The sequence below is a fragment of the Microbacterium arborescens genome, from assembly GCF_030369635.1.
GTDB lineage: Bacteria > Actinomycetota > Actinomycetes > Actinomycetales > Microbacteriaceae > Microbacterium.
In genome coordinates, this window is sequence record NZ_CP128474.1 from 2,949,475 (window position 1) to 2,975,288 (window position 25,814).

39 protein-coding genes are annotated in these 25,814 nt (G+C 68.0%); 2 read left to right on the forward strand and 37 right to left on the reverse strand.

Features of this window, described 5'->3' with window-relative positions; genetic code table 11:
• The first annotated feature begins 16 nt into the window (after positions 1-16).
• On the forward strand, positions 17-571 hold the full coding sequence (locus QUC20_RS13875; protein ID WP_289330264.1) for an LPXTG cell wall anchor domain-containing protein: 555 nt from the start codon (positions 17-19) through the stop codon (positions 569-571).
• A 73-nt stretch (positions 572-644) separates the two neighbouring features.
• On the opposite strand, the gene QUC20_RS13880 is transcribed toward QUC20_RS13875, so the two are convergent.
• The 3 genes from QUC20_RS13880 to QUC20_RS13890 are packed head-to-tail and all read right to left on the reverse strand — an operon-like array spanning position 645 to position 3,068.
• Complete coding sequence (locus QUC20_RS13880; protein ID WP_120264248.1) at positions 645-1,313, reverse strand: endonuclease/exonuclease/phosphatase family protein; 669 nt, start codon at positions 1,311-1,313, stop codon at positions 645-647.
• Positions 1,314-1,345: 32 nt separating this feature from the next.
• Positions 1,346-2,179 carry a tRNA pseudouridine(38-40) synthase TruA gene (truA, locus tag QUC20_RS13885; protein ID WP_289330265.1) on the reverse strand — a complete coding sequence of 278 codons (834 nt, stop codon included), beginning with the start codon at positions 2,177-2,179 and terminating at the stop codon, positions 1,346-1,348.
• 4 nt (positions 2,180-2,183) lie between these two features.
• Positions 2,184-3,068 (reverse strand): PfkB family carbohydrate kinase, encoded by an 885-nt coding sequence (locus QUC20_RS13890; protein ID WP_289330266.1) that lies wholly within the window; start codon positions 3,066-3,068, stop codon positions 2,184-2,186.
• Between the two features lie 134 nt (positions 3,069-3,202).
• Here QUC20_RS13890 and QUC20_RS13895 point away from each other — a divergent pair, with 134 nt between their 5' ends.
• Complete coding sequence (locus QUC20_RS13895; protein ID WP_289330267.1) at positions 3,203-5,077, forward strand: acyltransferase family protein; 1,875 nt, start codon at positions 3,203-3,205, stop codon at positions 5,075-5,077.
• Here the strand turns inward: QUC20_RS13895 and QUC20_RS13900 are convergent.
• The 34 genes from QUC20_RS13900 to tuf all read right to left on the reverse strand — a co-directional run bounded on the left by QUC20_RS13900 (position 5,071) and on the right by tuf (position 25,713).
• Positions 5,071-6,072: a GNAT family N-acetyltransferase gene (locus QUC20_RS13900; protein ID WP_289330268.1), complete on the reverse strand. Its 1,002-nt coding sequence runs from the start codon at positions 6,070-6,072 to the stop codon at positions 5,071-5,073. The genes QUC20_RS13895 and QUC20_RS13900 overlap by 7 nt on opposite strands.
• A gap of 103 nt (positions 6,073-6,175) precedes the next feature.
• Entirely contained in the window at positions 6,176-6,745 is a 570-nt protein-coding gene (rplQ, locus tag QUC20_RS13905; protein ID WP_289330269.1) for a 50S ribosomal protein L17, read from the reverse strand.
• A gap of 29 nt (positions 6,746-6,774) precedes the next feature.
• Entirely contained in the window at positions 6,775-7,764 is a 990-nt protein-coding gene (locus tag QUC20_RS13910) for a DNA-directed RNA polymerase subunit alpha (RefSeq protein WP_023954080.1), read from the reverse strand.
• Between the two features lie 122 nt (positions 7,765-7,886).
• Positions 7,887-8,285 (reverse strand): 30S ribosomal protein S11, encoded by a 399-nt coding sequence (gene rpsK, locus QUC20_RS13915; protein ID WP_023954078.1) that lies wholly within the window; start codon positions 8,283-8,285, stop codon positions 7,887-7,889.
• A gap of 34 nt (positions 8,286-8,319) precedes the next feature.
• Entirely contained in the window at positions 8,320-8,694 is a 375-nt protein-coding gene (gene rpsM, locus QUC20_RS13920; RefSeq protein WP_056371363.1) for a 30S ribosomal protein S13, read from the reverse strand.
• A gap of 156 nt (positions 8,695-8,850) precedes the next feature.
• Positions 8,851-8,967 carry a 50S ribosomal protein L36 gene (gene rpmJ / locus QUC20_RS13925; RefSeq protein ID WP_005050492.1) on the reverse strand — a complete coding sequence of 39 codons (117 nt, stop codon included), beginning with the start codon at positions 8,965-8,967 and terminating at the stop codon, positions 8,851-8,853.
• Between the two features lie 76 nt (positions 8,968-9,043).
• Positions 9,044-9,265 (reverse strand): translation initiation factor IF-1, encoded by a 222-nt coding sequence (infA, locus tag QUC20_RS13930; protein ID WP_017201569.1) that lies wholly within the window; start codon positions 9,263-9,265, stop codon positions 9,044-9,046.
• A gap of 156 nt (positions 9,266-9,421) precedes the next feature.
• The gene (locus tag QUC20_RS13935; RefSeq protein WP_289330270.1) at positions 9,422-10,108 is read right to left on the reverse strand and encodes a DsbA family protein; all 687 of its coding nucleotides are present in this window, start codon (positions 10,106-10,108) and stop codon (positions 9,422-9,424) included.
• A gap of 11 nt (positions 10,109-10,119) precedes the next feature.
• Complete coding sequence (gene map, locus QUC20_RS13940; RefSeq protein ID WP_289330271.1) at positions 10,120-10,953, reverse strand: type I methionyl aminopeptidase; 834 nt, start codon at positions 10,951-10,953, stop codon at positions 10,120-10,122.
• Positions 10,950-11,537, reverse strand: coding sequence for an adenylate kinase (locus tag QUC20_RS13945; protein ID WP_289330272.1), 588 nt, complete (start codon positions 11,535-11,537; stop codon positions 10,950-10,952). The genes map and QUC20_RS13945 overlap by 4 nt, the downstream gene beginning before the upstream one ends.
• Positions 11,534-12,859 (reverse strand): preprotein translocase subunit SecY, encoded by a 1,326-nt coding sequence (gene secY, locus QUC20_RS13950; protein ID WP_120264240.1) that lies wholly within the window; start codon positions 12,857-12,859, stop codon positions 11,534-11,536. Before secY ends, QUC20_RS13945 begins: the two co-directional genes overlap by 4 nt.
• Before the next feature lie 131 nt (positions 12,860-12,990).
• Positions 12,991-13,482 carry a 50S ribosomal protein L15 gene (rplO, locus tag QUC20_RS13955; RefSeq protein ID WP_183045353.1) on the reverse strand — a complete coding sequence of 164 codons (492 nt, stop codon included), beginning with the start codon at positions 13,480-13,482 and terminating at the stop codon, positions 12,991-12,993.
• Positions 13,482-13,667 carry a 50S ribosomal protein L30 gene (rpmD, locus tag QUC20_RS13960; RefSeq protein WP_023954062.1) on the reverse strand — a complete coding sequence of 62 codons (186 nt, stop codon included), beginning with the start codon at positions 13,665-13,667 and terminating at the stop codon, positions 13,482-13,484. Before rpmD ends, rplO begins: the two co-directional genes overlap by 1 nt.
• Positions 13,667-14,365: a 30S ribosomal protein S5 gene (gene rpsE, locus QUC20_RS13965; protein ID WP_370877338.1), complete on the reverse strand. Its 699-nt coding sequence runs from the start codon at positions 14,363-14,365 to the stop codon at positions 13,667-13,669. The genes rpmD and rpsE overlap by 1 nt, the downstream gene beginning before the upstream one ends.
• Entirely contained in the window at positions 14,362-14,721 is a 360-nt protein-coding gene (gene rplR, locus QUC20_RS13970) for a 50S ribosomal protein L18 (RefSeq protein ID WP_120264239.1), read from the reverse strand. Before rplR ends, rpsE begins: the two co-directional genes overlap by 4 nt.
• 2 nt (positions 14,722-14,723) lie before the next feature.
• Positions 14,724-15,260, reverse strand: a complete 537-nt coding sequence (gene rplF / locus QUC20_RS13975) for a 50S ribosomal protein L6 (protein ID WP_064955469.1) — start codon at positions 15,258-15,260, stop codon at positions 14,724-14,726.
• Positions 15,261-15,264: 4 nt separating this feature from the next.
• Positions 15,265-15,663: a 30S ribosomal protein S8 gene (rpsH, locus tag QUC20_RS13980; RefSeq protein WP_120264238.1), complete on the reverse strand. Its 399-nt coding sequence runs from the start codon at positions 15,661-15,663 to the stop codon at positions 15,265-15,267.
• A 133-nt stretch (positions 15,664-15,796) separates the two neighbouring features.
• Positions 15,797-16,387: a 50S ribosomal protein L5 gene (gene rplE, locus QUC20_RS13985; RefSeq protein ID WP_120264237.1), complete on the reverse strand. Its 591-nt coding sequence runs from the start codon at positions 16,385-16,387 to the stop codon at positions 15,797-15,799.
• A 2-nt stretch (positions 16,388-16,389) separates the two neighbouring features.
• Positions 16,390-16,749 carry a 50S ribosomal protein L24 gene (gene rplX, locus QUC20_RS13990; protein WP_120264236.1) on the reverse strand — a complete coding sequence of 120 codons (360 nt, stop codon included), beginning with the start codon at positions 16,747-16,749 and terminating at the stop codon, positions 16,390-16,392.
• 2 nt (positions 16,750-16,751) lie between these two features.
• Positions 16,752-17,120, reverse strand: coding sequence for a 50S ribosomal protein L14 (gene rplN, locus QUC20_RS13995; RefSeq protein WP_091500775.1), 369 nt, complete (start codon positions 17,118-17,120; stop codon positions 16,752-16,754).
• Positions 17,121-17,124: 4 nt separating this feature from the next.
• Positions 17,125-17,457: a 30S ribosomal protein S17 gene (gene rpsQ / locus QUC20_RS14000; protein ID WP_120264235.1), complete on the reverse strand. Its 333-nt coding sequence runs from the start codon at positions 17,455-17,457 to the stop codon at positions 17,125-17,127.
• Positions 17,457-17,765, reverse strand: a complete 309-nt coding sequence (gene rpmC / locus QUC20_RS14005; protein WP_023954048.1) for a 50S ribosomal protein L29 — start codon at positions 17,763-17,765, stop codon at positions 17,457-17,459. Before rpmC ends, rpsQ begins: the two co-directional genes overlap by 1 nt.
• Positions 17,765-18,184 (reverse strand): 50S ribosomal protein L16, encoded by a 420-nt coding sequence (rplP, locus tag QUC20_RS14010; RefSeq protein ID WP_023954047.1) that lies wholly within the window; start codon positions 18,182-18,184, stop codon positions 17,765-17,767. Before rplP ends, rpmC begins: the two co-directional genes overlap by 1 nt.
• The gene (rpsC, locus tag QUC20_RS14015) at positions 18,184-18,942 is read right to left on the reverse strand and encodes a 30S ribosomal protein S3 (RefSeq protein WP_023954045.1); all 759 of its coding nucleotides are present in this window, start codon (positions 18,940-18,942) and stop codon (positions 18,184-18,186) included. Before rpsC ends, rplP begins: the two co-directional genes overlap by 1 nt.
• Positions 18,942-19,340, reverse strand: a complete 399-nt coding sequence (rplV, locus tag QUC20_RS14020; RefSeq protein WP_036304774.1) for a 50S ribosomal protein L22 — start codon at positions 19,338-19,340, stop codon at positions 18,942-18,944. The genes rpsC and rplV overlap by 1 nt, the downstream gene beginning before the upstream one ends.
• A gap of 38 nt (positions 19,341-19,378) precedes the next feature.
• A complete protein-coding gene (gene rpsS, locus QUC20_RS14025) occupies positions 19,379-19,660 on the reverse strand; it encodes a 30S ribosomal protein S19 (RefSeq protein ID WP_023954043.1) in 282 nt (93 codons plus the stop codon).
• Between the two features lie 12 nt (positions 19,661-19,672).
• Positions 19,673-20,512, reverse strand: a complete 840-nt coding sequence (gene rplB / locus QUC20_RS14030) for a 50S ribosomal protein L2 (protein ID WP_023954042.1) — start codon at positions 20,510-20,512, stop codon at positions 19,673-19,675.
• 24 nt (positions 20,513-20,536) lie between these two features.
• On the reverse strand, positions 20,537-20,836 hold the full coding sequence (gene rplW / locus QUC20_RS14035; protein WP_023954040.1) for a 50S ribosomal protein L23: 300 nt from the start codon (positions 20,834-20,836) through the stop codon (positions 20,537-20,539).
• Positions 20,833-21,495: a 50S ribosomal protein L4 gene (gene rplD / locus QUC20_RS14040; protein WP_120264234.1), complete on the reverse strand. Its 663-nt coding sequence runs from the start codon at positions 21,493-21,495 to the stop codon at positions 20,833-20,835. The genes rplW and rplD overlap by 4 nt, the downstream gene beginning before the upstream one ends.
• A 2-nt stretch (positions 21,496-21,497) precedes the next feature.
• Positions 21,498-22,157, reverse strand: coding sequence for a 50S ribosomal protein L3 (gene rplC, locus QUC20_RS14045; protein WP_023954036.1), 660 nt, complete (start codon positions 22,155-22,157; stop codon positions 21,498-21,500).
• Between the two features lie 8 nt (positions 22,158-22,165).
• Positions 22,166-22,474, reverse strand: coding sequence for a 30S ribosomal protein S10 (rpsJ, locus tag QUC20_RS14050; RefSeq protein WP_017201594.1), 309 nt, complete (start codon positions 22,472-22,474; stop codon positions 22,166-22,168).
• A gap of 564 nt (positions 22,475-23,038) precedes the next feature.
• Positions 23,039-23,995, reverse strand: a complete 957-nt coding sequence (locus QUC20_RS14055; RefSeq protein ID WP_289330273.1) for a type IV toxin-antitoxin system AbiEi family antitoxin domain-containing protein — start codon at positions 23,993-23,995, stop codon at positions 23,039-23,041.
• A 179-nt stretch (positions 23,996-24,174) separates the two neighbouring features.
• A complete protein-coding gene (locus QUC20_RS14060; protein WP_120264232.1) occupies positions 24,175-24,390 on the reverse strand; it encodes an Rv0909 family putative TA system antitoxin in 216 nt (71 codons plus the stop codon).
• Positions 24,391-24,519: 129 nt separating this feature from the next.
• The gene (gene tuf, locus QUC20_RS14065) at positions 24,520-25,713 is read right to left on the reverse strand and encodes an elongation factor Tu (protein WP_023954029.1); all 1,194 of its coding nucleotides are present in this window, start codon (positions 25,711-25,713) and stop codon (positions 24,520-24,522) included.
• Positions 25,714-25,814 lie beyond the last annotated feature (101 nt).

A 25,814-nucleotide genomic window follows, 5' to 3' on the forward strand; every position in this document is an offset into this window, starting at 1 on the left:
AAGGAAAGCAGGACACATGAAGAACCGTCTCATCAAGGCGGCGGCGGCCTCCGCCATCGCAGCAGCGGCTGTCTTTGCAGCCCCCGCCATCGCAAACGCTTACACCCCGGCACCGGTCGGCGGCTCGTCCGTCACCGTCACCGCGGGTGGCACCGCCACGATCGCGTTCAACAACTTCGAGCCGAACGAGAGCGTCACCGGCACGCTGACGGGCGAGAACGCGGCCGCCGGCAGTGTCGCGTTCGTGAAGTTCGCGGTCACCTCGACCAGCACCACCAAGGTCGCCAACGCAGCCGGTGAGGTCGCCTTCCAGGTGACTCTGCCCGCCAACGCGACCGGCGAGTACACCCTCACCGCCACGGGTACCGTCTCGGGTGCGAGCACGGTCACCATCGCCGTTCCGGCCGCGGCCGGCGGCGCCGGTGGCTCGGGCACCCTGCCCGCAACCGGTGGCGACAACGCCGCTCTCCTCGGCCTGTGGATCGGCGGTGGCGCTCTCGCCCTCGCCGGCGGCAGCATCGCCGTGGCCAGCACGGTCCGCCGCCACCGCAACGCGGAGGCCGCTGCCTGATCAGGCGCGCAACACGAACGGATGCCCCGGAGCTTCGGCTCCGGGGCATCCGTGTTTGTCGGACCGGCTGGTGTCAGACCGGCTCGGCGGTGACGAGGATGGGCAGGTGGTCGCTCGCGCCCTGCGGCAGCGTCTGCACCCGTGCGATGTCGAACCCGACGCTCGTGGCGAAGTCGTAGTGCCCGCGGAAGAACTTGTAGCGCGTGTAGGTCCGGGCGTCGCTGAGCGTCAGCTCGTACCCCTGCTTGCGGACGACCTGTCCGAGGTTCTCCTTGAAGACCGGATAGTTGTAGTCGCCGACCATGAGGATCGGCAGTCCCGTCCCCAGCTCCGTCAGGGCGCCCAGGGCCGCCTGGATCTGGTTGCGTCGCAGTGAGTTGAGCGCCGTCAGCGGAGCGGCGTGGAAGCTCGCGACGATCAGGTCGCGACCGTCGTCGATGTCACGCAGCCGCACACCGAGCATGCGCTCCTCGGCCGGCTTGAGCACACGATCGTGGAGCGACTTCTTCAGCGCGAGTGAACGCACCTCGACCGCCCGGTAGGTGTTCTCCCGGTAGTACACGGCGAGCCCTAGCCGGTTGCGTGCGGTCGCGTCGGCCAGCCGCAGCCCGCTGATCTCGTCGGGGATGCCGCTCGTGTCGGCCTCCTGCAGGCACAGCACGTCCGCTCCGTGCTGCTGGACGAGGTCGGAGAGCTCGGATGCGGCGCGGTGCTTGCGCAAGTTGTACGAGATGACCTTCATGGTGCCGCCAGGCTACGCCCGCTTCCTTTCGGTCAGGTGTCTGTTGCGCGGCGAGCGCGGGTCTGCTCCGCCCGTGCCGCGAGCAGGTCGTCGGCGGGGTATCCCACCTCGGTGAGGATGAGCCCGCGCGCCGCCAGCACCGCGAAAGCGCTCGTACGTCGCCCGGCGTCGCGGAGCGCGGCGACATCCTCGACACCGAGCCTTCCCTCCCCGACCGCGACGCAGGCACCGACGAGGGCGCGCACCATGCTGTGGCAGAACGCGTCCGCCTTCACGTTGGCGACGAGCACGCCGGCGTCGTCCCGTCGCCAGTCGAACTCGAGCAGCGTGCGGATCGTCGTGGCCTCGGGCCGCGGTTTGCAGTACGCGGCGAAGTCGTGGAGCCCGGTGAGGCTGCGGGCCGCGGCATCCATCAGCGCCTCGTCGAGCGCGGCGGGCACGAAGGTCGTGCGGAAGCGCTCGAGCGGGTCGTAGCCCGTCGTGCGGTCGGCGACGCGGTAGGCGTATCGCCGCCACACCGCGGAGAATCGGGCGTCGAAACCCTCGGGGGCCTCGGATGTCGCCCGGATGTGCACATCGGTATAGCGGCCGAGCACACCGTTCAGGCGTGCGGCGAGGGCGGTCGGCTCCGGTGAGCGTCCCCGCCGCAGCCTCGCCTCCTGCGCCTCGGTCAGGTCGAGGTGGGCCACCTGCCCCGAGGCGTGTACGCCCGCGTCGGTGCGTCCTGCGACCACGAGCTGCGCATCGCCGCCGAGGACGCGGCTGACGGCGGCCTCGATCGAGCCCTGCACGGTGCGCAGGCCGGGCTGGCGCGCCCAGCCCGAGAATCCCGATCCGTCGTAGGCGATGTCGAGTCTCAGGCGCACCCGATCAGTCTTCCAGTTCGGCGCGCGTGGGCGGGTTCGCGCCGGGGCGCGACACTGTGATCGCCGCGGCGCGCGCCGCGATCCGCAATGCGCGCACGAGTGCCTCGGCGTCGGTCGGCACACCCCGGTCGACGAGGGTGGCGATCAGGCTGGCCATGAACGAGTCGCCCGCGCCGATCGTGTCGGCCACCACCACGGCCACACCGGCAACCTCCACGACCGTGCCGTCGGGCGCCCGGCCGATCGCGCCGTCGCCGCCTCGGGTCATGACGACCACCGCGGCACCCAGGCGAGCGATCGTCTCGAGCACCGTGGGCGCGTCGTCTCCGGGCCACAGCCATTCGGCGTCCTCGTCGCTGAGCTTGACGAGGTCGGCGGCCGCGGCGGCACGAGCGAACCGCGCGAGCGCGGTCTCGCGAGCGCCCACGAGCGCCGGACGGATGTTGGGGTCGACCGTGACGATCGCGTCGCCGCGGGCCGCCTCCAGCGCCGCGAGGCACGTCTCTCCGCCCGGGTCGAGGAACAGGGCGATCGATCCGGTGTGGACGAGCGCCGCACCGTCCAGCGCGACGGGAGGGACGACGCCCGCCACGTCGAACTCGTACTCCGCCGACCCGTCGGGACGGATACGGGCGCGCGCCGTGTCGGTCGAGGCATCGGTCCACGATGCCTCGGCGACCTTCGCTCCCGCGTCGCGCACGTGCCGGGCGATCCGCTCCCCGCGCTCGTCACGCCCCAGCCTGGTCACCAGCCGCACGGGCACACCGAGACGGGCGACGCCGACGGCGACGTTCGCGGGGCTGCCGCCGACGTGCTCGGTCACACCATCGGCGGTCTCGACGATGTCGACCAACGCCTCACCCAGCACCAGCACCTCGGGAGCGCCCATGTTCCACCTGTTCTCGAAACTCGATTCACGCGGGATCCGCGCATCTCCTCCGGTCTACCACATCACCTCAGGCACCCCCTCTACACTGGGAGGCTGCCGCCGCCCGTCCCCCCGACGACCCCGGACATCGCCGTATGACACCTCCCCCTCTCCCGCGCGCCCGCATCGCGGGTCTCGACGGCCTGCGTGCCGTCGCCGTCATCCTCGTCGTCGTCTACCACCTGTTCCCGGCCGGCTTCCTGCGCAGCGGATACGTGGGCGTCGACGTGTTCTTCGTGATCTCCGGGTTCCTCATCACGACGCTCCTGCTGCGCGAGCGATCCCGAGAGGGCCGCATCCGTCTGCGGAGGTTCTGGGTGCGCCGCGCGCGGCGGCTCCTGCCGGCTCTCGCCACCGTCGTCACCGTGAGCGCCTCCCTGGCGTGGCTCGTCGGCGGAGACGTGCTGGTCGACATGGGACTGCAGGTCCTGGGCGCCGCGACCTTCTCCTACAACTGGGTGTCGATGGCCGACGGCGGCACCTACTTCTCCGCCGCCGACCCCGAGATCTTCCGCAACCTGTGGTCGCTCGCCGTCGAGGAGCAGTTCTATCTGCTCTGGCCGTTGCTGCTCCCCCTCTTCCTCCTGCTTCCGGGCCGCCGCTCGCGCGCCGGCGTCGCCCTCGCACTCGCGGCGCTGTCTGCCGCGTGGGCGTTCACGAGCGTCGCCGCGGGCGCAGACCTCACCCGGGTGTACTTCGGCACCGACACGCACGCTTTCGGACTCCTCATCGGTGTCGCGGTCGCGTTCGCGCTGCACGGCCTCGTCGTGCGCCGCCCGTCGGTCGCCGGCGTCGGCCCCGTGTGGGGTGTCATCGTCGGGGCGCTCGCGACCGCGGGCATCGTCGGTGCGGCCGCCGTGGGCGGCGGTGAGGCGATCACGTTCCCGGCCTCCAGCCTCGCCGCGTCGCTCCTCACCGCCGTCGTGCTGGTGATCGCGGCGTGGCCGGGATCGTGGTTCGGCCGCGTGCTCGATGTCATGCCCCTGCGCTGGCTCGGCGAGCGGTCGTACGCGGTGTACCTCTGGCACTGGCCCCTCCTCGTCCTGCTGTCGTTCCAGCTCAGCGGCGCAGGCCCCGAGGCGGGCGTCCCGGTCATGGCGAGCGCCGGCGTCGCCGCGGCCTCGGTGGTGGCGGCGGCGCTGTCGTACCGCTGGATCGAGCAGCCCGTGCGGCGTCACGGATTCCGCGGCGCGTTCGCACTCGCGCGCCACGGGCTCCGCTCGCGCCCGTCGCGGCGCGCGGCGACCCTCGCAGCGGCGGTCGCGGCCGCACTCGCCCTCGGCGGGACGACGGCCGCGGTCGCGGCCGCCCCGCGTGAGACGACGAGCCAGAACGCCGTCGATGCCGGGCGCGACGCGCTCGCGCAGGCGCAGCACCATCCCACCCCCGAGCCCGCGCCCGGCGCTCAAACGGTCGACGGCACCCGGGTGAGCGCCGTCGGCGACTCCGTCATGCTGGCCTCCGCACCGGGACTACTGCAGGCGATGCCGGGTATCGCGGTCGACGCGGAGGTCTCACGGTCGCTCTGGGCGGGAGCCCACATCGTCGAGGACCTCGCCGCGTCGGGCGAGCTGCGCGAGTACGTCGTGGTCGGGCTCGGCACGAACGGTCCGGTCTCGACCGATGCGCTGCAGCGCATCGTCGATGCCGCGGGCCCCGAGAGATACGTCATCCTCGTCAACGCGTCCGCGCCGCGCGATTGGATCCCGGGAGTCAATCGCGACCTCACCGCGTTCGCCGCCACGCACCCCCGGGTGGCCGTGGCCGACTGGGCCGGGGCGATCGCCGGCCGCACCGACCTGCTCGCCGGCGATCAGATCCACCCCGAGTCGGCAGGAGGCGAGCTCTACGCGAGCATGGTGAAGCGGGCGGTCGATGGCGCCGCGACCCAGCTCGCCACGGCTCAGTGGGCCGCGGAGCAGACCCGCACGACGCTTCTCGAGATGCTCGGGGCCGACGAGGATCAGTAGCGGCGGACCAGCACCCGGTCGCGTTCGTAGGCGGTGAAGCCCAACCCGCCGTAGAGCGCATTCGCCCCCGTCGGGCTCTCGGTGTCGACATCGAGCACGGCCATTCCGAGCCCCGCATCACGAATCGCCGCGAGCGATCGCGCGATGACGGCCGGAGCGAGGCCGCGGCGGCGGTGCGAGCGCACCACGCCGACGAGGTCGATGTAGGCGTTCGGACCGAGCACCTCGAAATCGCCCTCATTCACGGAGACCAGACAGAACGCGACGATGTTCCCCTCCTCGACCGCGAGCGTGCAGAGGTCGGGGCGGAGGAACGGACCGCCGATAAACTGCTGCCACCGCTCCGGCGGCGTCGGCAGACTTCCCCAGTGATCGCGGAACGCGTCGTTGCGCGCCAGCCGCGCGTCCTCCGCCCGGTCGGCCGAGAACGGCACCAGCTCCACGCCGTCGGGAGCGGCGACATCGTCGATCGGCTGCGCCAGGTCACGGTGCATCGTCGAGAACCACCGCTCGGTGCGATATCCGAGCGATTCGGCGATGCGCTCGAGCGCGGTGTTCTTCTCCGACGCGTACACCTGGATCTCGGAGGGAAGGGCAGCCGCGGCGGCATCCGCTTGCGTCGCCTCGCGTAGCTGCTCCTCCGCACGCTCGTGCTGCCATCGGAACAGAGCTGTGCCGATTCCCCGTCCGCGCTGTTCGGGACGCACCGCGCCGGTGAGGTAGATATGCAGGTGCTCCTCTCGCGAGGGGTGCAGCATCACGCTGCCGACAGCGAGGGCGTGCCCATCGGCGTCGAAGGCGATCATCGTGTCGCGCGCGTGATCGATGTGCGACAGTTCGAACGTCTCGGCCACATCCTCGCGCGGCGTCGTCCATGTCGGGTGATCGACGCGGTCGGCGGCGACGAGGACCCCCTGGATGATGTCGATGTCGTCCGGGGTAGCGGTACGCCAGCGCGCGACGGCGGGACAGGACGGTGCGTTCGGCTCGCTCACCCCTCCACCCTCCCACATGGGAGCCACCGGCCTCCCACGCGCACGACGACGGGCCCGCACCCTCCGGAGAGAGCACGGGCCCGTCGTGAGCGCGTGGCGCTGGTTACTTCTTGTCGTCCTCGGCGGGAGCCTCAGCGGCGTCCTCGGCCGCAGCCTCAGCAGCTGCGCCCTCTTCCGGCGACTCGGCGCCGGCGTCGGCGGCCGTGTCATCGGCGGGAGCCTCGGTGGCCTCCTCGACGGGAGCCTCCTCGGCCGGGGCCTCGGCGGCAGGAGCGGCCGCAGCCGACTTCTTCGCCGACTTCGGCTTGGGGTTCACCGGCTCGAGCACGAGCTCGATGACGGCCATGGGGGCGTTGTCGCCCTTGCGGTTGCCGATCTTCGTGATGCGGGTGTAGCCGCCTTCACGGTCGGCGACCAGCGGGGCGATCTCGGCGAAGAGCTCGTGCACGACGCTCTTGTCGCCGATGACCGTCGCGACGCGGCGGCGGGCGTGCAGGTCGCCGCGCTTGGCGAACGTGACGAGACGCTCGGCGTACGGACGCAGGCGCTTGGCCTTCGTCTCGGTCGTGGTGATCGACTTGTGCGTGAACAGCGCCGCGGCGAGGTTCGCGAGAAGCAGGCGCTCGTGTGCGGGGCCGCCTCCGAGGCGGGGACCCTTGGTGGGCTTAGGCATTTTTGATTACTCCAGGAAGAAGAGGGGGCTCAGAGGTTCTCGTCGTCGTATCCGCCGTAGAAGTGCGCACCGTCGAACCCGGGAACCGAGTCCTTCAGCGACAGGCCGAGGGAGACGAGCTTGTCGCGCACCTCGTCGACCGACTTCTGACCGAAGTTGCGGATGTTCATGAGCTGGGTCTCCGAGAGGGCGACCAGCTCGGACACCGTGTTGATGCCCTCACGCTTGAGGCAGTTGTACGAGCGGACCGAGAGGTCGAGGTCTTCGATCGGCATCGACAGCTCGTTGGTGAGGACCTCGGCGACCGGCGCGGGGCCGATCTCGATGCCCTCGGCCTCGACGTTCAGCTCGCGGGCCAGACCGAACAGCTCGACGAGCGTGCGTCCGGCCGAAGCAACGGCGTCGCGCGGCGAGATGGACGCCTTCGACTCGACGTCGAGGACGAGCTTGTCGAAGTCGGTGCGCTCACCGGCACGAGTGGCCTCGACGCGGTAGCTGACCTTGAGCACGGGCGAGTAGATCGAGTCGATCGGGATCTGACCGGCCTCGGCGTACTCGTTGCGGTTCTGGGTCGCCGAGACGTAGCCGCGACCGCGCTCGATGACGAGCTCGAGCTCGAACTTCGCGCTGTCGTTGAGCGTCGCGATGACCAGGTCGGGGTTGTGCACCTCGACACCGGCGGGAGCCGAGATGTCGGCGGCCGTGACCTCACCGGCACCGGTCTTGCGCAGGTAAGCCGTGATGGGCTCGTCGCGCTCGGACGAGACGACGAGCTGCTTGATGTTGAGGATGATCTCGGTGACATCCTCCTTCACGCCCGGAATCGTGCTGAACTCGTGCAGCACACCGTCGAAACGGATGCTGGTGACGGCGGCACCCGGGATGGACGACAGCAGGCTGCGGCGCAGCGCGTTGCCGATGGTGTAGCCGAAGCCGGGCTCGAGCGGCTCGACGACGAACCGGCTGCGGAACTCGCCGATCTTCTCCTCGGTCAGAGTGGGACGCTGTGCGATGAGCACTATGTGTTCCTTTCGATCACGTGACCGCTATATGACACGTGCAATTCAGTGAGGTGTTGAGTTTTCAAGGAAACGACGGAAGTCCGGATGCCGCGCGATGCGGCATCCGGATCCGTGTCAGCTCAGACGCGGCGGCGCTTGGGGGGACGGCAGCCGTTGTGGGCCTGCGGGGTGACGTCCTGGATGGACCCCACCTCGAGGCCGGCGGCCGTCAGCGAGCGAATCGCGGTCTCACGGCCCGAACCGGGGCCCTTCACGAAGACGTCGACCTTCTTGACGCCGTGCTCCTGCGCCTGACGCGCAGCGGACTCGGCGGCCATGCCGGCGGCGTAGGGGGTCGACTTGCGCGAGCCCTTGAAGCCGACGCCACCCGAGGAGGCCCAGCTGATGACGGCGCCCGACGGGTCGGTGATCGAGACGATCGTGTTGTTGAACGTCGACTTGATGTGGGCGTGACCCAGCGCGATGTTCTTCTTCTCCTTGCGGCGCGGCTTGCGCGCTGCGGACTTGGCCTGTGCCATGTGCGTGTTCTCCTAAACCTGTGGGGGCCGCGCCTTAGCGCGCCTTCTTCTTGCCGGCGACGGTGCGCTTGGGACCCTTGCGCGTACGCGCGTTGGTCTTGGTGCGCTGACCGCGCACGGGCAGGCCACGGCGGTGGCGCAGACCCTCGTAGGAACCGATCTCGACCTTGCGGCGGATGTCGGCGGCGACCTCGCGGCGCAGGTCACCCTCCACCTTGTAGTTGCCCTCGATGTAGTCGCGGAGCGCGACGAGCTGGTCGTCGCTGAGGTCCTTGACGCGGATGTTCTCGTCGATCTCCGTCGCTGCGAGGATCTCGTTCGAGCGGGTACGGCCCACGCCGTAGATGTACGTGAGGGCGATCACCACGCGCTTGTCGCGCGGGATGTCAACGCCGGCAAGACGTGCCATGCGGTTCTCCTAGGAGTAGTCGAAGGTATGGAGCAGGATCTGTGCTCGGGCCTTCGTCCCGAGGTGTCCCCCGCCGGCGTCGCCGGGCGGGCTCTGATCTGCCTGAGGTGTATTGAGTTGTCGTCGGACCGAGCGCCGCGTGCACGCGGCATCCGATCAGCCCTGGCGCTGCTTGTGACGCGGGTTCGACTTGCAGATGACCATGACGCGACCGTGGCGACGGATGACCTTGCAGTGGTCGCAGATGGGCTTGACGGAGGGGTTGACCTTCATGATGTTCCTGATTCGCTGTCTTCGCCGACGGAGCAGGAGCCCCGGGGCGTTACTTCTCGACCGGTGTGCGCTGGGCTCAGCGGTAGCGGTAGACGATGCGGCCGCGAGTCAGATCGTAGGGGCTGAGCTCCACGACCACGCGGTCTTCGGGGATGATGCGGATGTAGTTCTGTCGCATCTTTCCCGAGATCGTTGCGAGGACCTTGTGCCCGTTGCTCAGCTCGACGCGGAACATCGCGTTCGGCAGAGCCTCGGAGATCACGCCCTCGATCTCGATGACACCGTCTTTCTTCGCCATACGCTCGCTTACAGTTGTGCAGGCCGGTCGGTCTGCGTTGGATGGGATTTTCGGTGACACGCCGAGAGAGGCGCAACGCACCAAAGAGCAAGCATACGCGCTACCGCACGCTCCGGCAACTCGCCGTATCTTCTCCGGCGCGTCGCTCCGCGACGGTCAGTTGAAGAGCGTCGCGAACGAGCCCCGGGCGGGGATGGTGCTGTTCGAGATCGTCTCGCCGTTGACCGCGATCGTGGGCGTGCCGATGCCGTTCGCACCGGGCTGGATCGGCGTCTCCTTCGTCTTCGCGGTCACGAACGACTCGTAGGTGCGATCGGTGACGCACGAGTCGATGCCGGTGACGCCGGCGTCGGAGGCGATCTGCAGGATCTGCTCGTCGGTGAGGCCCGTCGACTGCTCCGCGGGCTGCTGCTCGAACATCGCCTGCATGAAGGGAACAGCGGCGTCGGGATCGGCCTCGGCCACGCAGTACATCGCGTTGGCCGAGCGGGTCGAGTACTCGGCCCCCTGCGAGTAGCGGTCGAGGATCGAGATCGGGTGGATGTTGAGGGTGATCGTGCCGTCGTTCACGAGGTCGAGGATCTCGGGACCGTACGTCGTCTCGAACTGACCGCAGATCGGGCACATGAAGTCGATGTAGGTGTCGAGCGTCTGCGACCCCTCGCCGACCACGACCGCGCCGGTCTCCTGGTTGATACCCGAGCCCGTGGGCGGGGTGCCCGGATCGGTCGCGCTGTTGTTCATCCACACCACGAGCGCGACGATGAGAGCCACGACGACCACCACGGCCGTCGACACCCAGATCGCGAACCAGTTGGTCTTGCCCGTCGCCGCAGTAGCCATCACTTCTCTCCTCAGCCGATTTCCGTCGGCACGATTCCATACGGAGCGAGCCCCGCGGCGCCACCGTCCGGTGCCGTGAGAACCCAGATTCCCCCATCATGCACCGCGACGCTATGTTCCCAATGGGAGCCGTCCGAGCCGTCGATCGTCGAGACGGTCCAGTCGTCATCCTCGGTGAAGGTCTCTTCCGAGCCCGCCACGACCATCGGCTCGATCGCGAGGACGAGACCGGGCTTGACCTCGGGGCCGAGGTCGGGAACGCGGTAGTTGAACACCGACGGCGCCTCGTGCATCTTGCGGCCGATACCATGCCCGACGTAGTCGCGCAGGATGCCGTAGCCCTCGCCCGAAGACTCGATCGACGTCTGGATCGCGTCGCCGATCTCACCGATGCGCTTCGCGTTCGCCATGGCGGCGATACCAGCCCACAGCGATTCCTCGGTCACCTCGGACAGCCGCTCACGCGCCGCGACGAGTTCCGGGCGGTCGGGATCGGGGATGACGATCGTGATCGCAGAATCACCGTTCCAGCCGCGGAACTGAGCGCCGGCGTCGATCGACAGGATGTCGCCGGGCTCGAGCGGGCGCGAGTTCGGGATGCCGTGCACGACCTGCTCGTTGACCGAGGCGCACACCGTGTGGCGGTAGCCGCGCACGAGCTGGAAGTTCGACTCGGCACCGCGCGAGCGGATCACGTCCGCCGCGATCGCGTCGAGCTCGAGCGTCGTCACGCCGGGGGCCACACGCTCGCGAACCGCTTGCAGCGCCGCCGCCGTGATGAGGCCGGGCTCGACCATCGCCTGCAGCTGTGCGGGCGACTTGTAGATGGAGCGGCGGCCGATCACGCCGTGATGCCGCGGGCGGTCAGGGCCGCGGTGATGCGCTCGGTGATCTCGTCGAGCGAGCCGACCCCGTCGATCTGGTCGACGATGCCGCGCTCGCGGAAGACGTCGAGGATCGGCGCCGTCTCGTTCTCGTAGATCGAGAGACGCTTCGCGATCGACTCCGCGTTGTCGTCGTCGCGACCCTGCTCGGCCGCGCGCTTCGACAGCCGAGCGATCGACTCCTCGCGGGGGACGACCAGCTCGATGACGCCGGTCAGCTCCTCACCGCGACTGCGGAGGAATGCGTCGAGGTCGGCGACCTGGGCCAGGTTGCGGGGGTACCCGTCGAGCAGGAACCCGCCGGCGGCGTCGTCCTGTGCGAGACGATCGCGCACGATCGCGCTCGTCAGCTCGTCGGGAACCAGGTCGCCACCGTCGATGATCGCCTTGACCTGCTGACCGAGCGGAGTGCCCTCCTTGACATTCGCCCGGAAGACATCGCCGGTCGACACGGCGGGAACGCCGAGGGCCTCGGCGATGCGCACTCCCTGAGTGCCCTTGCCCGAGCCCTGCGGCCCGACGATCAGCAGACGCGCAGCCGTCATCGCAGCAACCCTTCGTAGTGGCGCTGCTGAAGCTGCGCGTCGATCTGCTTCACCGTCTCGAGTCCGACACCCACGATGATGAGGATCGATGCGCCGCCGAACGGGAAGTTCTGGTTCGCACCGACCGTCGCGAGCGCGATCAGCGGCAGCAGGGCGATGAGCCCCAGGTAGATCGAGCCGGGAGCGGTGATGCGGGTGAGCACGTAGTCGAGGTACTCCGCGGTGGGGCGACCGGCACGGATGCCGGGGATGAACCCGCCGTACTTCTTCATGTTGTCGGCGACGTCGACCGGGTTGAACGTGATCGCGACGTAGAAGTAGGTGAAGCCGATGATCAGCAGGAAGTACACCGCCATGTACAGCGGGCTGTCGCCGGTCGTGAAGTACTGCTGGATCCACGCCACCCAGCCGGGCACGTTGCCGTCGGCATCCGGGTTCTGATTGAACTGCGCGATCAGCGCGGGGATGTAGAGCAGCGACGAGGCGAAGATGACGGGCACCACGCCGGCCATGTTGACCTTGATCGGAATGTACGTGTTCGTCCCGCCGTAGGTGCGTCGGCCGACCATCCGCTTGGCGTATTGGACGGGGATGCGCCGCTGCGACTGCTCGACGAAGACGACGAGGGCGACGACGGCGATACCGACAGCGAGCACGAGGAGGAAGATCTCGAAGCCGCGCGCGACGGCGATCGACCACAGGGCGGCCGGGAAGGTCGCCGCGATCGAGGTGAAGATGAGGATCGACATGCCGTTGCCGACGCCGCGCTCGGTGACGAGCTCGGCGAACCACATGATCAGGCCCGTGCCGGCGGTCATCGTGATGATCATCAGGAGCTGTGCGTACCAGGCCTCCGAGGTCAGCAGCTGCGCGCACTCGGGAACACCGGTCACGGGGATCAGCTGACCCGAGCGTGCGACCGTCACGAGAGTGGTCGACTGCAGCAGCGCCAGCGCGATGGTGAGGTAGCGCGTGTACTGCGTGAGCTTCGCCTGACCCGACTGGCCCTCCTTGTAGAGGGTCTCGAAGTGCGGGATGACCACACGCAGCAGCTGCACGATGATCGTCGCGGTGATGTACGGCATGACGCCGAGGGCGAAGATCGACAGCTGCAGCAGCGCGCCGCCCGAGAACAGGTTCACGAGCGAGAGCAGGCCCTGCGCGGTTCCGCTCTGGTCGAGACAGCTCTGCACGTTCGGGAAATTGACGAACGGCGTCGGGACGTGGGCGCCCAGGCGGTAGATGGCGATGATCGCCAGGGTGAAGCCGATCTTCCGCCGGAGATCCGGGGTGCGGAAGACCCGCGCAATGGCGCTGAACAAGTGGATTCCTCCCAAGGGATGGGCGGCGTCTCGGGAAGACACCGTCAACCAGGGTATCCCAGGCCGTTCACTCGCGCGCCTCGGATACGACGAAGCGAGGGCCGGAGCGAACCCCGGCCCTCGCTGGCGAATTACTTGATGGACCCGCCGGCCGCGACGATCTTCTGCTCGGCAGAGCCCGAGACCTTGTCGACCGACACGTTCAGCGCCACCGAGATGTCGCCGGTGCCGAGCACCTTGACCTTCTCGTTCTTGCGGACGGCACCCTTGGCGACCAGGTCGCCGATGGTGACGTCGCCGCCCTGCGGGTACAGCTCCGCGAGCTTGTCCAGGTTCACGACCTGGTACTCGACGCGGAACGGGTTCTTGAACCCGCGCAGCTTCGGGGTGCGCATGTGGAGCGGCATCTGGCCACCCTCGAAGCCCACCTTGACCTGGTAGCGAGCCTTCGTACCCTTGGTACCGCGGCCCGCCGTCTTGCCCTTCGAGCCCTCACCGCGACCGACACGGGTCTTCGCGGTGTTGGATCCGGGGACCGGACGCAGGTGGTGCACCTTCAGCACACCGGGACGAGCGGCCGTGGTCTCGGCCTTCGCCTTCTTGTCGTCCTTCTTCTCAGCCATCAGTCGATCTCCTCAACCTTCACGAGGTGCGCGACGGTCTTGACGTAGCCGCGCGTCTGCGCGTCGTCGGGACGGACGACCGAGTCGCCGATCCGCTTGAGACCCAGCGAACGCAGCGTGTCGCGCTGGTTCTGCTTCTCGCTCACCTTGGACTTGACCTGGGTGACCTTCAGTCGAGCGGCCATCAGGCACCTACCTTCTGTGCGGCGTTCGCCTCGGCCTCAGCGCGCACGAGACGAGCCGGCGCGACCTGGTCGAAGTCCAGGCCACGGCGTGCGGCGACCGCACGGGGCTCCTCGAGCTGCTTCAGTGCCTCGACGGTCGCGTGCACGATGTTGATCGTGTTCGACGAGCCGAGCGACTTCGACAGGACGTCGTGGATACCGGCGCACTCGAGCACGGCGCGGACGGGACCACCGGCGATAACACCGGTACCGGCCGCGGCCGGACGCAGGAGCACCACGCCGGCGGCTGCCTCACCCTGCACGGGGTGCGGGATGGTCGAGCCGGTGCGGGGAACGCGGAAGAAGTTGCGCTTGGCCTCTTCGACACCCTTGGAGATGGCGAGGGGGACCTCACGCGCCTTGCCGTAGCCGACGCCCACCAGACCGTTGCCGTCGCCGACGACGACGAGAGCGGTGAAGCTGAAGCGACGACCACCCTTGACGACCTTCGACACGCGGTTGATCGTGACGACGCGCTCCAGGAACTGGCTCTTGTCGGCGTCGCGCGAACCGCGGTCACGGTTGTTGTTGCGCTCGCGGCTGCCGCGGCGGGGCTCGCGGGCCTCGCGCTCGACGGGAGCGGTGCCTGCGGCCTGCTCGGTCGTAGCCTGTTCGGTCACAGGGTTCTCTCCGTTGTTGTTGGTCACTGCATCGCTCACAGGTTCAGACCTCCCTCGCGAGCGCCGTCGGCGATCGCTGCGACACGGCCCGCGTAGCGGTTGCCACCGCGGTCGAACACGACGTCTGCGACGCCGGCGGCCTTGGCGCGCTCGGCGACGAGCTCGCCGACCTTGCGGGCCTTGGCGGTCTTGTCACCGTCGAACGTGCGCAGGTCGGCCTCGAGGGTCGACGCGGATGCCACGGTGTGGCCCTTCGCGTCGTCGACGAGCTGCACGAAGACGTGGCGGGCCGAGCGGGTCACGACCAGGCGCGGCCGGACCTCGGTGCCCACGATCTTCTTGCGAAGGCGGGCGTGACGACGCGCGCGCGCGTCGGACTTGCTCTTCACAGCCATGCTTACTTACCAGCCTTTCCGGCCTTGCGGCGGACGACCTCGCCCGCGTACCGCACACCCTTGCCCTTGTACGGCTCGGGCTTGCGGATCTTGCGGATGTTGGCCGCGGTCTCGCCGACCGCCTGCTTGTCGATGCCGCTGACCGTGAGCTTGTTGTTGCCCTCGACGGTCAGGGTGATGCCGGCGGGTGCCTCGACGGTGACGGGGTGCGAGAAGCCGAGAGCGAACTCGACGGACGAGCCCTTCTGAGCGACGCGGTAACCGGTGCCGACGACCTCGAGACCCTTGGTGTAGCCCTGGGTCACGCCGATGATGTTGTTGTTGATCAGGGTGCGGGTCAGGCCGTGCAGGGCACGCGACTCGCGCTCGTCATCCGGGCGGGTGACGAGAACCTGGTTCTCCTCGACCTTGGCCTCGATGGGCTTGGCGACGGTCAGTCGCAGCTCGCCCTTGGGGCCCTTGACGAGGACGTCCTGTCCGGCGACCTCGACGGTCACACCGGCAGGGATGTCAATGGGAAGACGTCCAATACGCGACATCAGATCACCACACGTAGGCGAGGACTTCCCCGCCGACGCCCTTCGACTCGGCCTGGCGGTCCGTGAGGAGGCCAGAGGAGGTGGACAGAATCGCGACGCCCAGGCCACCGAGGACCGTGGGCAGCTCGGTCGACTTCGCGTAAACGCGGAGACCGGGCTTGGAGACGCGCTTGATGCCGGCGATCGACCGCTCGCGGTTGGGGCCGTACTTCAGCGTCATGGTGAGGGTCTGGCCGACACGAGCATCGGAGACCTCCCAGCTGGAGATGTAGCCCTCCTGCTTGAGGATCTCGGCGATGTTGGTCTTGAGCTTCGAGCTCGGCAGCGACACGGAGTCGTGGTGCGCCGAGTTCGCGTTGCGCAGACGGGTCAGCATATCTGCGACCGGGTCTGTCATCGTCATAGGTGTTTTCCTTTGATCATGAGGTTTCGACTGCCGTTACACGACAGGCGACCTTCGATGAATGTCCATATTCAGTTGTGCAGTCGTTCGGCCCCGGAGCATGCCCCGAGGCCGAACGATCGATTGTACCGGATTAGGCCTGGGCGTTGTCCGCGGTGAACGGGAAGCCCAGCTGGCGAAGCAGCGAGCGTCCCTCGTCATCCGTCTTCGCCGTCGTGACGATCGTGATGTCGAAACCGCGGACGCGGTCGATGCGGTCCTGGTTGATCTCGTGGAAGACCGCCTGCTCCTGCAGACCGAAGGTGTAGTTGCCGTGACCGTCGAACTGCTTGGGCGACAGACCGCGGAAGTCGCGGATGCGGGGCAGCGCGAGGTTCACGAGGCGGTCGATGAACTCCCACGCACGGTCGCCACGGAGGGTGACGTGCGCGCCGATGGCCTGGCCCTCGCGCAGCTTGAACTGCGCGATGGACTTACGGGCCTTCGTGACGATCGGCTTCTGACCCGTGATCTTCGTCAGGTCGTCCACAGCGCCGTCGATCACCTTGCTGTCGCGAGCTGCCTCGCCGACACCGGTGTTCACGACGACCTTCACGAGACCGGGGATCTGCATGACGTTGGCGTAGCCGAACTCGTCCTGCAGAGCCTTCTTGATCTCGCTCTGGTACTTCTGCTTCAGGCGGGGCTGGATCTTGCCAGCCGCCGCGGCAGTGGTGCTGCTCATATTCAGAGGTCCTTGCCGCTCTTCTTCGCGTAACGCACGCGGACGGTGCGCTTCACGCCGTCCTTCGTCTTCTCCTCGACGCGGTGGCCGACGCGGGTCGGCTTCTTCGTCTCGGGGTCGACGATCTGGACGTTCGAGATGTGGATGGGGGCCTCGAAGGTCTCGATGCCGCCCGTCTTGGTGCCACGCTGCGTCTGACCGACGCGGCTGTGCTTGGTGACGTAGTTCACGCCCTCGACGATGACGCGGTTCTGCTCGACGAGGACCTCGAGGACCTTGCCCTGCTTGCCGCGGTCGCCGCCGCGCTCGGGCTTGGCGCCCGTGATGACCTGAACCAGGTCACCCTTCTTGATGTTCGCCATGATCAGATGACCTCCGGGGCGAGCGAGACGATCTTCATGAACTTCTTGTCGCGAAGCTCACGACCGACCGGTCCGAAGATGCGGGTGCCGCGGGGCTCCCCGTCGTTCTTCAGGATGACGGCGGCGTTCTCGTCGAACTTGATGTACGAGCCGTCGGAACGGCGCGTCTGCTTGACGGTGCGGACGATGACGGCCTTGACGACATCACCCTTCTTGACGTTGCCACCGGGGATCGCGTCCTTGACGGTGGCGACGATGATGTCGCCCAGTCCGGCGTACCGGCGGGCGGAGCCGCCGAGCACACGGATGGTGAGCAGCTCCTTGGCGCCGGTGTTGTCGGCGACCTTGAGGCGGGATTCGGTCTGAATCATGAGATCACTTCGCCTTCTCGAGGACCTCGACCAGACGCCAGCGCTTGGTGGCGCTCAGCGGGCGAGTCTCGTTGATGAGGACGAGGTCGCCGATGCCGGCGGTGTTGGCCTCGTCGTGGGCCTTGACCTTCGACGTGCGGCGGATGACCTTGCCGTAGAGCGGGTGCTTCACGCGGTCCTCGACCTCGACGACGATCGTCTTGTCCATCTTGTCGCTCACGACGTAGCCACGACGAGCCTTGCGGTAACCGCGGGCGTTCTCGTCGCGGACGTCGTGCGCGGCCGACTCGTGGCCGGCGGCCGCGGGTGCCGTTGCGGCATCCTTCTTCTCAGCCATCACTCGGTCTCTTCCTTCGCGGCCTCGGTGGCGTCATCCGCCTTCTTGGCCTTGGTCTTCTTCGCCTTCGGCGCCTCCGCGACGGGCGTGGCACGGATGCCGAGCTCGCGCTCGCGGATCACCGTGTAGAGCCGCGCGATGTCGCGCTTGACCGCACGGATGCGGCCGTGGCTCTCGAGCTGGCCGGTGGCCGACTGGAAGCGCAGGTTGAACAGCTCTTCCTTGGCCTTGCGCAGCTCCTCGACGAGGCGCTGGTCTTCGAACGTGTCGAGCTCGCTCGGGGCGAGCGTCTTGGTGCCGACAGCCATTACGCGTCGCCCTCCTCGCGCTTGATGATGCGTGCCTTAAGCGGCAGCTTGTGAATGGCACGGGTCAGGGCCTCGCGAGCGAGCTCCTCGTTGACTCCGGCGACCTCGAAGAGGACGCGACCCGGCTTGACGTTGGCGACCCACCACTCCGGCGAGCCCTTACCCGAACCCATGCGGGTCTCGGCGGGCTTCTTGGTGAGCGGACGGTCGGGGTAGACGTTGATCCACACCTTGCCGCCACGCTTGATGTGACGCGTCATGGCGATACGAGCGGACTCGATCTGACGGTTGGTCACATAAGCGGGCGTGAGTGCCTGGATGCCGAACTCGCCGAAGGAGACCTTCGTGCCGCCGGTGGCCTGGCCATCGCGCTTGGGGTGGTGCTGCTTGCGGTACTTGACCTTACGGGGGATAAGCATCAGGCCGACGCTCCTTCTGCCACGGGGGCCTCGTTGCGGGGACCACGACGGCGGTCACCGCGGTCGTCGCGACCGCGCGAGGTCTTCGGCGCGTTGGCCTGCTCGCGAGCGAGCTCCTTGGCCGTCAGGTCGCCCTTGTAGATCCAGACCTTCACGCCGATGCGGCCGAAGGTGGTCTTGGCCTCGTAGAAGCCGTAGTCGATGTTCGCGCGGAGCGTGTGCAGGGGCACGCGGCCCTCGCGGTAGAACTCCGAGCGGCTCATCTCCGCGCCGCCGAGGCGGCCCGAGACCTGGATCCGGATGCCCTTGGCGCCGGCGCGCTGAGCGCCCTGCAGACCCTTGCGCATCGCGCGGCGGAACGCCACACGAGCCGAGAGCTGCTCGGCGATGCCCTGCGCGACGAGCTGGGCGTCGGCCTCGGGGTTCTTGACCTCGAGGATGTTGAGCTGGATCTGCTTGCCGGTGAGCTTCTCGAGGTCGGCGCGGATGCGCTCGGCCTCGGCGCCGCGGCGACCGATCACGATGCCCGGGCGGGCGGTGTGGATGTCGACGCGGACGCGGTCACGGGTGCGCTCGATCTCGATGTTGCTGACGCCGGCGCGGTCGAGCGACGTGGTCAGCAGACGACGGATCTTGATGTCCTCGGCGACGTAGTCGGCGTAACGCTGGCCCGGCTTGGTCGAGTCCGAGAACCAACGCGACACGTGGTCCGTGGTGATGCCGAGGCGGAAGCCGTACGGGTTGACTTTCTGTCCCATTACTTGCTCGCCTTCTTGCTCGTACCGGCGGCCGCGGCATCCGCGTTCTCCGGCGTCGACAGCACGACCGTGATGTGGCTCGTGCGCTTCTTGATCTGGAAGGCACGACCCTGGGCGCGGGGCTGGAAACGCTTGAGCGTCGTGCCCTCGTCGACGTACGCGTTCTTCACGTACAGGTCTGCATCGTCCAGGAACTCGTTGTCCTTGTCGGCCTTGACGCGAGCGTTCGCGACCGCCGAGGCGACGAGCTTGTAAATCGGCTCGCTGGCGCTCTGGGGGGCGAACTTCAGGATGGCGAGTGCCTCCTGAGCCTGCTTGCCCTTGATGAGCGCGACGACACGACGAGCCTTCTGAGGGGTCACGCGGATGTGCTTCACGCGCGCGGTGGATTCCACCATGTCTCTCCTCCTCTGTCCTCTCTGGAACTGCCCCCGCGTCAGCGGCGGCGGCCCTTCTTGTCGTCCTTCACGTGGCCGCGGAAGGTGCGGGTGGGCGCGAATTCGCCCAGCTTGTGGCCGACCATGGTCTCGGACACGAACACAGGGATGTGCTTGCGTCCGTCGTGCACGGCGATCGTGTGGCCGAGCATGGCCGGGATGATCATCGAACGGCGCGACCAGGTCTTGATGACGTTCTTGGAGCCGGCTTCGTTCTGCGCGACCACCTTGCGAAGCAGGTGCTCGTCGACGAAGGGGCCCTTCTTCAGGCTGCGAGGCATCTTCCTCTACTCCTACTTGCGCTTCTTGCCGGCGTTGCGACGGCGGACGATGTACTTGTCGCTCTCCTTGTTGGGGTGGCGGGTGCGACCCTCAGCCTGGCCCCAGGGAGTGACGGGGTGACGTCCACCGGACGTCTTGCCCTCACCACCACCGTGCGGGTGGTCGACCGGGTTCATGGCGACACCACGAACCGTCGGGCGAACGCCCTTCCAGCGCTTGCGGCCGGCCTTGCCCCAGTTGATGTTCGACTGCTCGGCGTTGCCGACCTCGCCGATGGTCGCGCGGCAGCGCGCATCGACGTTGCGGATCTCGCCGGAGGGCAGACGCAGCTGGGCGTAGGGGCCGTCCTTCGCGACCAGACGCACGCTGGCGCCGGCCGAGCGAGCCATCTTCGCGCCGCCGCCGGGGCGGAGCTCGATGGCGTGGATGACCGTACCGGTCGGGATGTTGCGCAGCGGCAGGTTGTTGCCGGGCTTGATGTCAGCGCCGGCACCCGACTCGACGATGTCGCCCTGCTGGAGCTTGTTCGGGGCGATGATGTAACGCTTCTCGCCGTCGAAGTAGTGCAGCAGCGCGATGCGTGCGGTGCGGTTGGGGTCGTACTCGATGTGAGCGACCTTGGCGTTGACGCCGTCCTTGTCGTTGCGACGGAAATCGATCACGCGGTACTGGCGCTTGTGGCCACCACCGATGTGACGGGTCGTGATGCGGCCCTGGTTGTTACGGCCACCGGTCTTGGCGATCGGGCGGAGGAGCGACTTCTCGGGCGTCGATCGGGTGATCTCGGCGAAGTCGGCCACCGACGAACCGCGGCGACCCGGGGTCGTGGGCTTGTACTTGCGAATAGCCATGTTCGTTGTCCTCTATCCCGACCGTCAGCCGACTGCCGTGAAGATGTCGATGGTGCCCGACTTCAGGGTGACGATGGCGCGCTTGGTGTCCTTGCGCTTGCCGGTGCCGAAGCGGGTGCGACGGGACTTGCCCGCGCGGTTGAGCGTGTTGACCGCGGCGACCTTGACACCGAAGATCTTCTCGATCGCGAGCTTGATCTCGGTCTTCGAAGCGCGGGGGTCCACGAGGAACGTGTACTTGCCCTCGTCGATGAGCCCGTAGCTCTTCTCGGAGACGACCGGCTTCAGGATGATGTCGCGCGGGTCCTTGTTGACGGCGGTCATGCCGAGACCTCCTCGGTGGCGCCGGCCTTGGACGCGACGAACGCGTCGTAGGCGGCCTTGGTGAAGACGAGGTCGTCCGAGACGAGCACGTCGTAGGCGTTGAGCTGGTCGAACGTCAGCACGTGGACGTACGCGAGGTTGCGCACGCTCTTGACGGTGATCTCGTCACCGCGCTCGATGACCACGAGGACGTTCTTCGTGGCGCCGAGACCGGTCAGCACGGCGGCTGCGGCCTTGGTCGAGGGCGCGCCCTCGACACCGAACGAGTCGATGATGTGCAGACGCTGGCCGCGAGCACGGTCGCTGAGCGCTCCGAGGAGTGCGGCGGCGACCATCTTCTTGGGGGTGCGCTGCGAGTAGTTGCGCGGCTTGGGGCCGTGCACGATGCCACCACCGGTCATGTGCGGCGCGCGGATCGAGCCCTGACGGGCGTTACCCGTGCCCTTCTGCTTGAAGGGCTTGCGGCCGGCGCCCGAGACCTCACCGCGACGCTTGGTCGAGTGGGTGCCCTGGCGAGCCGCCGCGAGCTGCGCGACGACGACCTGGTGGATGAGGGGAACGTTGGTCTTGACGTCGAAGAGCGCGGCGGGCAGCTCCACGGAGCCGGCCTTCTTGCCGGAAGCGCTCCGGACGTCGAGCGCGAGAGTCGAGTCAGCCATGATCAGGCACCCTTCACAGCGTTGCGGACGTAGACGATGCGGCCGCGTGCACCGGGGACGGCGCCCTTGACGAGCAGCAGACCCTTCTCGGCGTCGACGGCGTGCACCGTGAGGTTGAGGACGGTCACGCGCTCGCCACCCATGCGGCCGGCCATGCGCATGCCCTTGAAGACGCGGCTGGGCGTCGACGAGGCACCGATGGAACCGGGCTTGCGGTGGTTGCGGTGCGCACCGTGCGAGGCCGAGACGCCCTTGAAGTTGTGGCGCTTCATGACACCCGCGGTGCCCTTGCCCTTGCTGGTGCCGACGACGTCGACCAGCTGGCCGGCCTCGAACGTGTCACCGGCGGTGAGCTCCTGACCGAGTGAGTAGTCAGCGGCATCCGCCGTGCGCACCTCGGTGAGATGGCGACGGGGGGTCACGCCGGCGGCCTCGAAGTGGGCCGTGAGGGGCTTGTTGACCTTGCGGGGGTCGATCTGGCCGGCAGCGATCTGAACGGCCGAGTAGCCGTCCTTCTCGGGCGTACGGACCTGGGTGACCACGTTCGGCGCGATCTCGATGACCGTGACGGGGACGAGCTTGCCCTGCTCGTTCCAGACCTGGGTCATGCCGAGCTTGGTGCCGAGGAGGCCCTTGGAAACCTTGGAGTTGATGTCAGCCATGTCGAACCTCAGAGCTTGATCTCGATGTTGACGTCGGCCGGGAGGTCGAGTCGCATGAGCGAGTCGACAGCCTTCGGCGTCGGGTCGACGATGTCGATCAGACGCTTGTGGGTGCGCATCTCGAAGTGCTCGCGGCTGTCCTTGTACTTGTGGGGCGACCGGATGACGCACACGACGTTCTTCTCGGTCGGCAGCGGCACGGGGCCGACGACAGTCGCGCCCGCACGGGTCACGGTGTCGACGATCTTGCGTGCCGAGGTGTCGATGACCTCGTGGTCGTACGACTTCAGGCGAATGCGGATCTTCTGTCCCGCCATTTGTCTGCTCACTCTCTTTATCGCGTCTTACGTCTCGCTGGTCGCGAGCGCATTGGACGCCCGGTGGCGCGGTCTGCGCCGGGCACTTCTCACCGCCGGGGCGGTGATGCTGCACCACTGTTCTGATGTCAAACCCGCGAGTCTCCCCGCGGTTCCGCACCGTGCGCGCAGGCGCGCATCCTGTCTCCAGGTCGGTGTGGGGTTCGATGTTCATCTGCCCGTGGCCTAGGACTCTGCGCTTCGCGCCGCCTATGCACTGTCGTGACAGTGATCCGGGATGCTGGGCACCCGTCGGAATGTGGAACCTGGATAGTCTACGTGCCGCCCGGGCGTGTCGCAAACCCGGGCGTGTCGCGATATCCGCGTGACGCCGGGCGCGGCCGCCGCGGGCCGCCGAACACGTACCGCCGCCGCGACCGCGCACCTTCTATGGTGCACCCTCGCGGCGATGGTGCGCGTTCGGCGGGATGGGTTGGGGGGTGGGTTGGGGGGGGTGGGTTGGGGGGTGGGTTGGGGGGGGTGGGTTGGGGGGTGGGTTGGGGGGTGGGTTGGGGGGTGGGTGGGTCAGCGCAGGAGAGCGTGGGCGCGGAGGAATGCGGCGAACGTCGGGCGTGAGGCGAGTCGCTCCCACCCCCACCGGATCGGAGTCCAGCCGGTCGCCGCGACGATGCGACTCTCGCGATCGCGCTGCTCGCGCAGCACGTCACGAGGTGAGCGGCCCGCCGTGAACGCGGGATCGACGTACTTGCCGTCGCCGTCGAACTCGCCGAACCTCCGCAGCCGGGGCCACGCGAAATCGAGGAACGCCCACCGCCCGCCGCCGAGAGCCACCGGATGCTGGAGCGTCGGCTCCGTGGCGCCGAGCTGCTGCATCCACAGCCGACTGATGCTCTCACCCGGCAGCTGCGCGCGGCCGTCGGCGATCGAGACCACGAAGCGCGCGCGACGGATGCCGCGGGCACCGGGAGCCCGCTCGATGCGACCGGCCACGTCGGCGACCAGCGCCGCGGCGGCAGCCCGGTCGTAGACGCCCCGGCCCTGCCACGCCACCGCTCGCAGCGCCGCATCCATCGCCGCTGTCGCGGTCTCGGCCCTCTCGGCGCAGAGCACATCGAACAACGTGCGCGCGATGTTCGTCGCCTGCAGCGCATCGACGGACGTGATGTCGGAAGCGATGACCTCGTGCCGATGCCGCACGACGTCGCTGCGACTCGGAGCCGGCGCCGGGCCGAGCTCGAGAGTGTGCACGCGAGCGTCGTCGCCGCGGTGGACCGGCAGCCCATGCAGCGCAGCGGCTGTCGCGTGCGAGAAGACCGGATCGCGTGTGGCGACCGCGGCGAGAGCGAGCGCACGCAGCCGCATCCGCTCCTCCGGCCGTGCAGCCGCCCACCGGGATGCCGCGACGTAGACCCCCCTCCGCACGCGCACGAGCTCCCCGTCGGCGACGGCACGGTCGAGAGTGGACGCCTCGCCATGACGACGCGCATCGCGCCGGAGGATCAGGTCGTCGTGCTCGGTCACTCCCCCACGGTGCCCGCCCCCGCAGCCCCGCTCCTCCCCGCCCGCGCTCCCCGCGCATAGCCCCGCGCCCCGCACCGCTGGGGAGGAACCCCCGCGGGAACGCGAAAACGCACCGTCGACGCGACCACGCACCAGCTACGGTGCGCCCTCGCGGCGGCGGTGCGTTCTCGGCGCTCGGCCTACTGGTTGCCGATGTTCTTGTCGACGTTCTCGCGCACCTCGTCGATCTTCGCGTGCTGCTGCTCCGGCACGACCTTCTTCACGGCATCCGCCGCGCCCTGGAGGAACTTGTCGCTGACCTCTTCGGCCTTCTCGCTCTTGAGGGCCTCCTCGATCTTGTCGCGGTTCTGCTCGAACATCTGCTTGCCCTTGTTGATGATGTCGTCCACGCCCATGGCACGGTCCTTTCGTCGAACGGTTGAAGCCATGACAGCGCGCCGCAGGGCCGGCGTCAACAGCTTGCGAAACGACGGAACCCCCCGGACCCGAAGGTCCGAGGGGTTCCGCGAAGGAAGTCGAGAGACTTACTTGATGATCTTGGTCACCGTGCCGGCGCCGACGGTGCGGCCACCCTCACGGATCGCGAAGCCGAGGCCCTCTTCCATGGCGATCGGCTGGATGAGCTCGACCGACATGTCGGTGGTGTCACCGGGCATGACCATCTCGGTGCCCTCGGGCAGCGAGATGACGCCGGTGACGTCCGTGGTGCGGAAGTAGAACTGCGGGCGGTAGTTCGTGTAGAAGGGGTTGTGACGGCCACCCTCCTCCTTCGAGAGGATGTAGGCAGTGCCCTCGAAGTTGGTGTGCGGGGTAACCGAACCCGGCTTCACGACGACCTGGCCACGCTCGACGTCGTCACGCTTGGTGCCGCGGAGGAGCAGACCACAGTTCTCGCCGGCCCAGGCCTCGTCGAGCTGCTTGTGGAACATCTCGATACCCGTGACCGTGGTCTTCTGCGTCGGGCGGATGCCGACGATCTCGACCTCGGAGTTGATGGCGAGGGTGCCACGCTCGGCGCGACCGGTGACGACGGTTCCACGACCGGTGATCGTGAAGACGTCCTCGACGGGCATGAGGAACGGCTTGTCCTTGTCACGCACCGGGTCGGGGATCGACTCGTCGACGGCGTCCATGAGCTCGACGATGGCGTTGACCCACTTCTCGTCGCCCTCGAGAGCCTTCAGGCCCGAGACGCGGACGACGGGAGCGTTGTCACCGTCGAAGTCCTGCGACGACAGCAGCTCGCGAACCTCGAGCTCGACGAGCTCGAGGATCTCCTCGTCGTCGACCATGTCGGACTTGTTGAGCGCGACCAGCAGGTAGGGCACGCCGACCTGCTTGGCGAGCAGGACGTGCTCGCGGGTCTGAGCCATCGGGCCGTCGGTGGCGGCGACCACGAGGATCGCGCCGTCCATCTGAGCGGCACCGGTGATCATGTTCTTGATGTAGTCAGCGTGACCCGGGGCGTCGACGTGAGCGTAGTGACGCTTGGGGGTCTCGTACTCGACGTGCGAGATGTTGATCGTGATACCACGCTGACGCTCTTCGGGCGCCGAGTCGATGGACGCGAAGTCACGCTGCACGTTGGTGGCCGACGGGTACTTGTCAGCGAGCACCTTCGAGATCGCTGCGGTGAGCGTCGTCTTGCCGTGGTCGACGTGACCGATGGTTCCGATGTTGACGTGCGGCTTGGTCCGCTCGAACTTGGCCTTAGCCACTGGGTCCTCCTCAGGACTGTCGTTGTAGATCTCCGGGCGCTGGATTGCGACCGGTTCTCTACGGGGATGTTTTCACTCTAGTAGAGAGGTCGATATTCAGT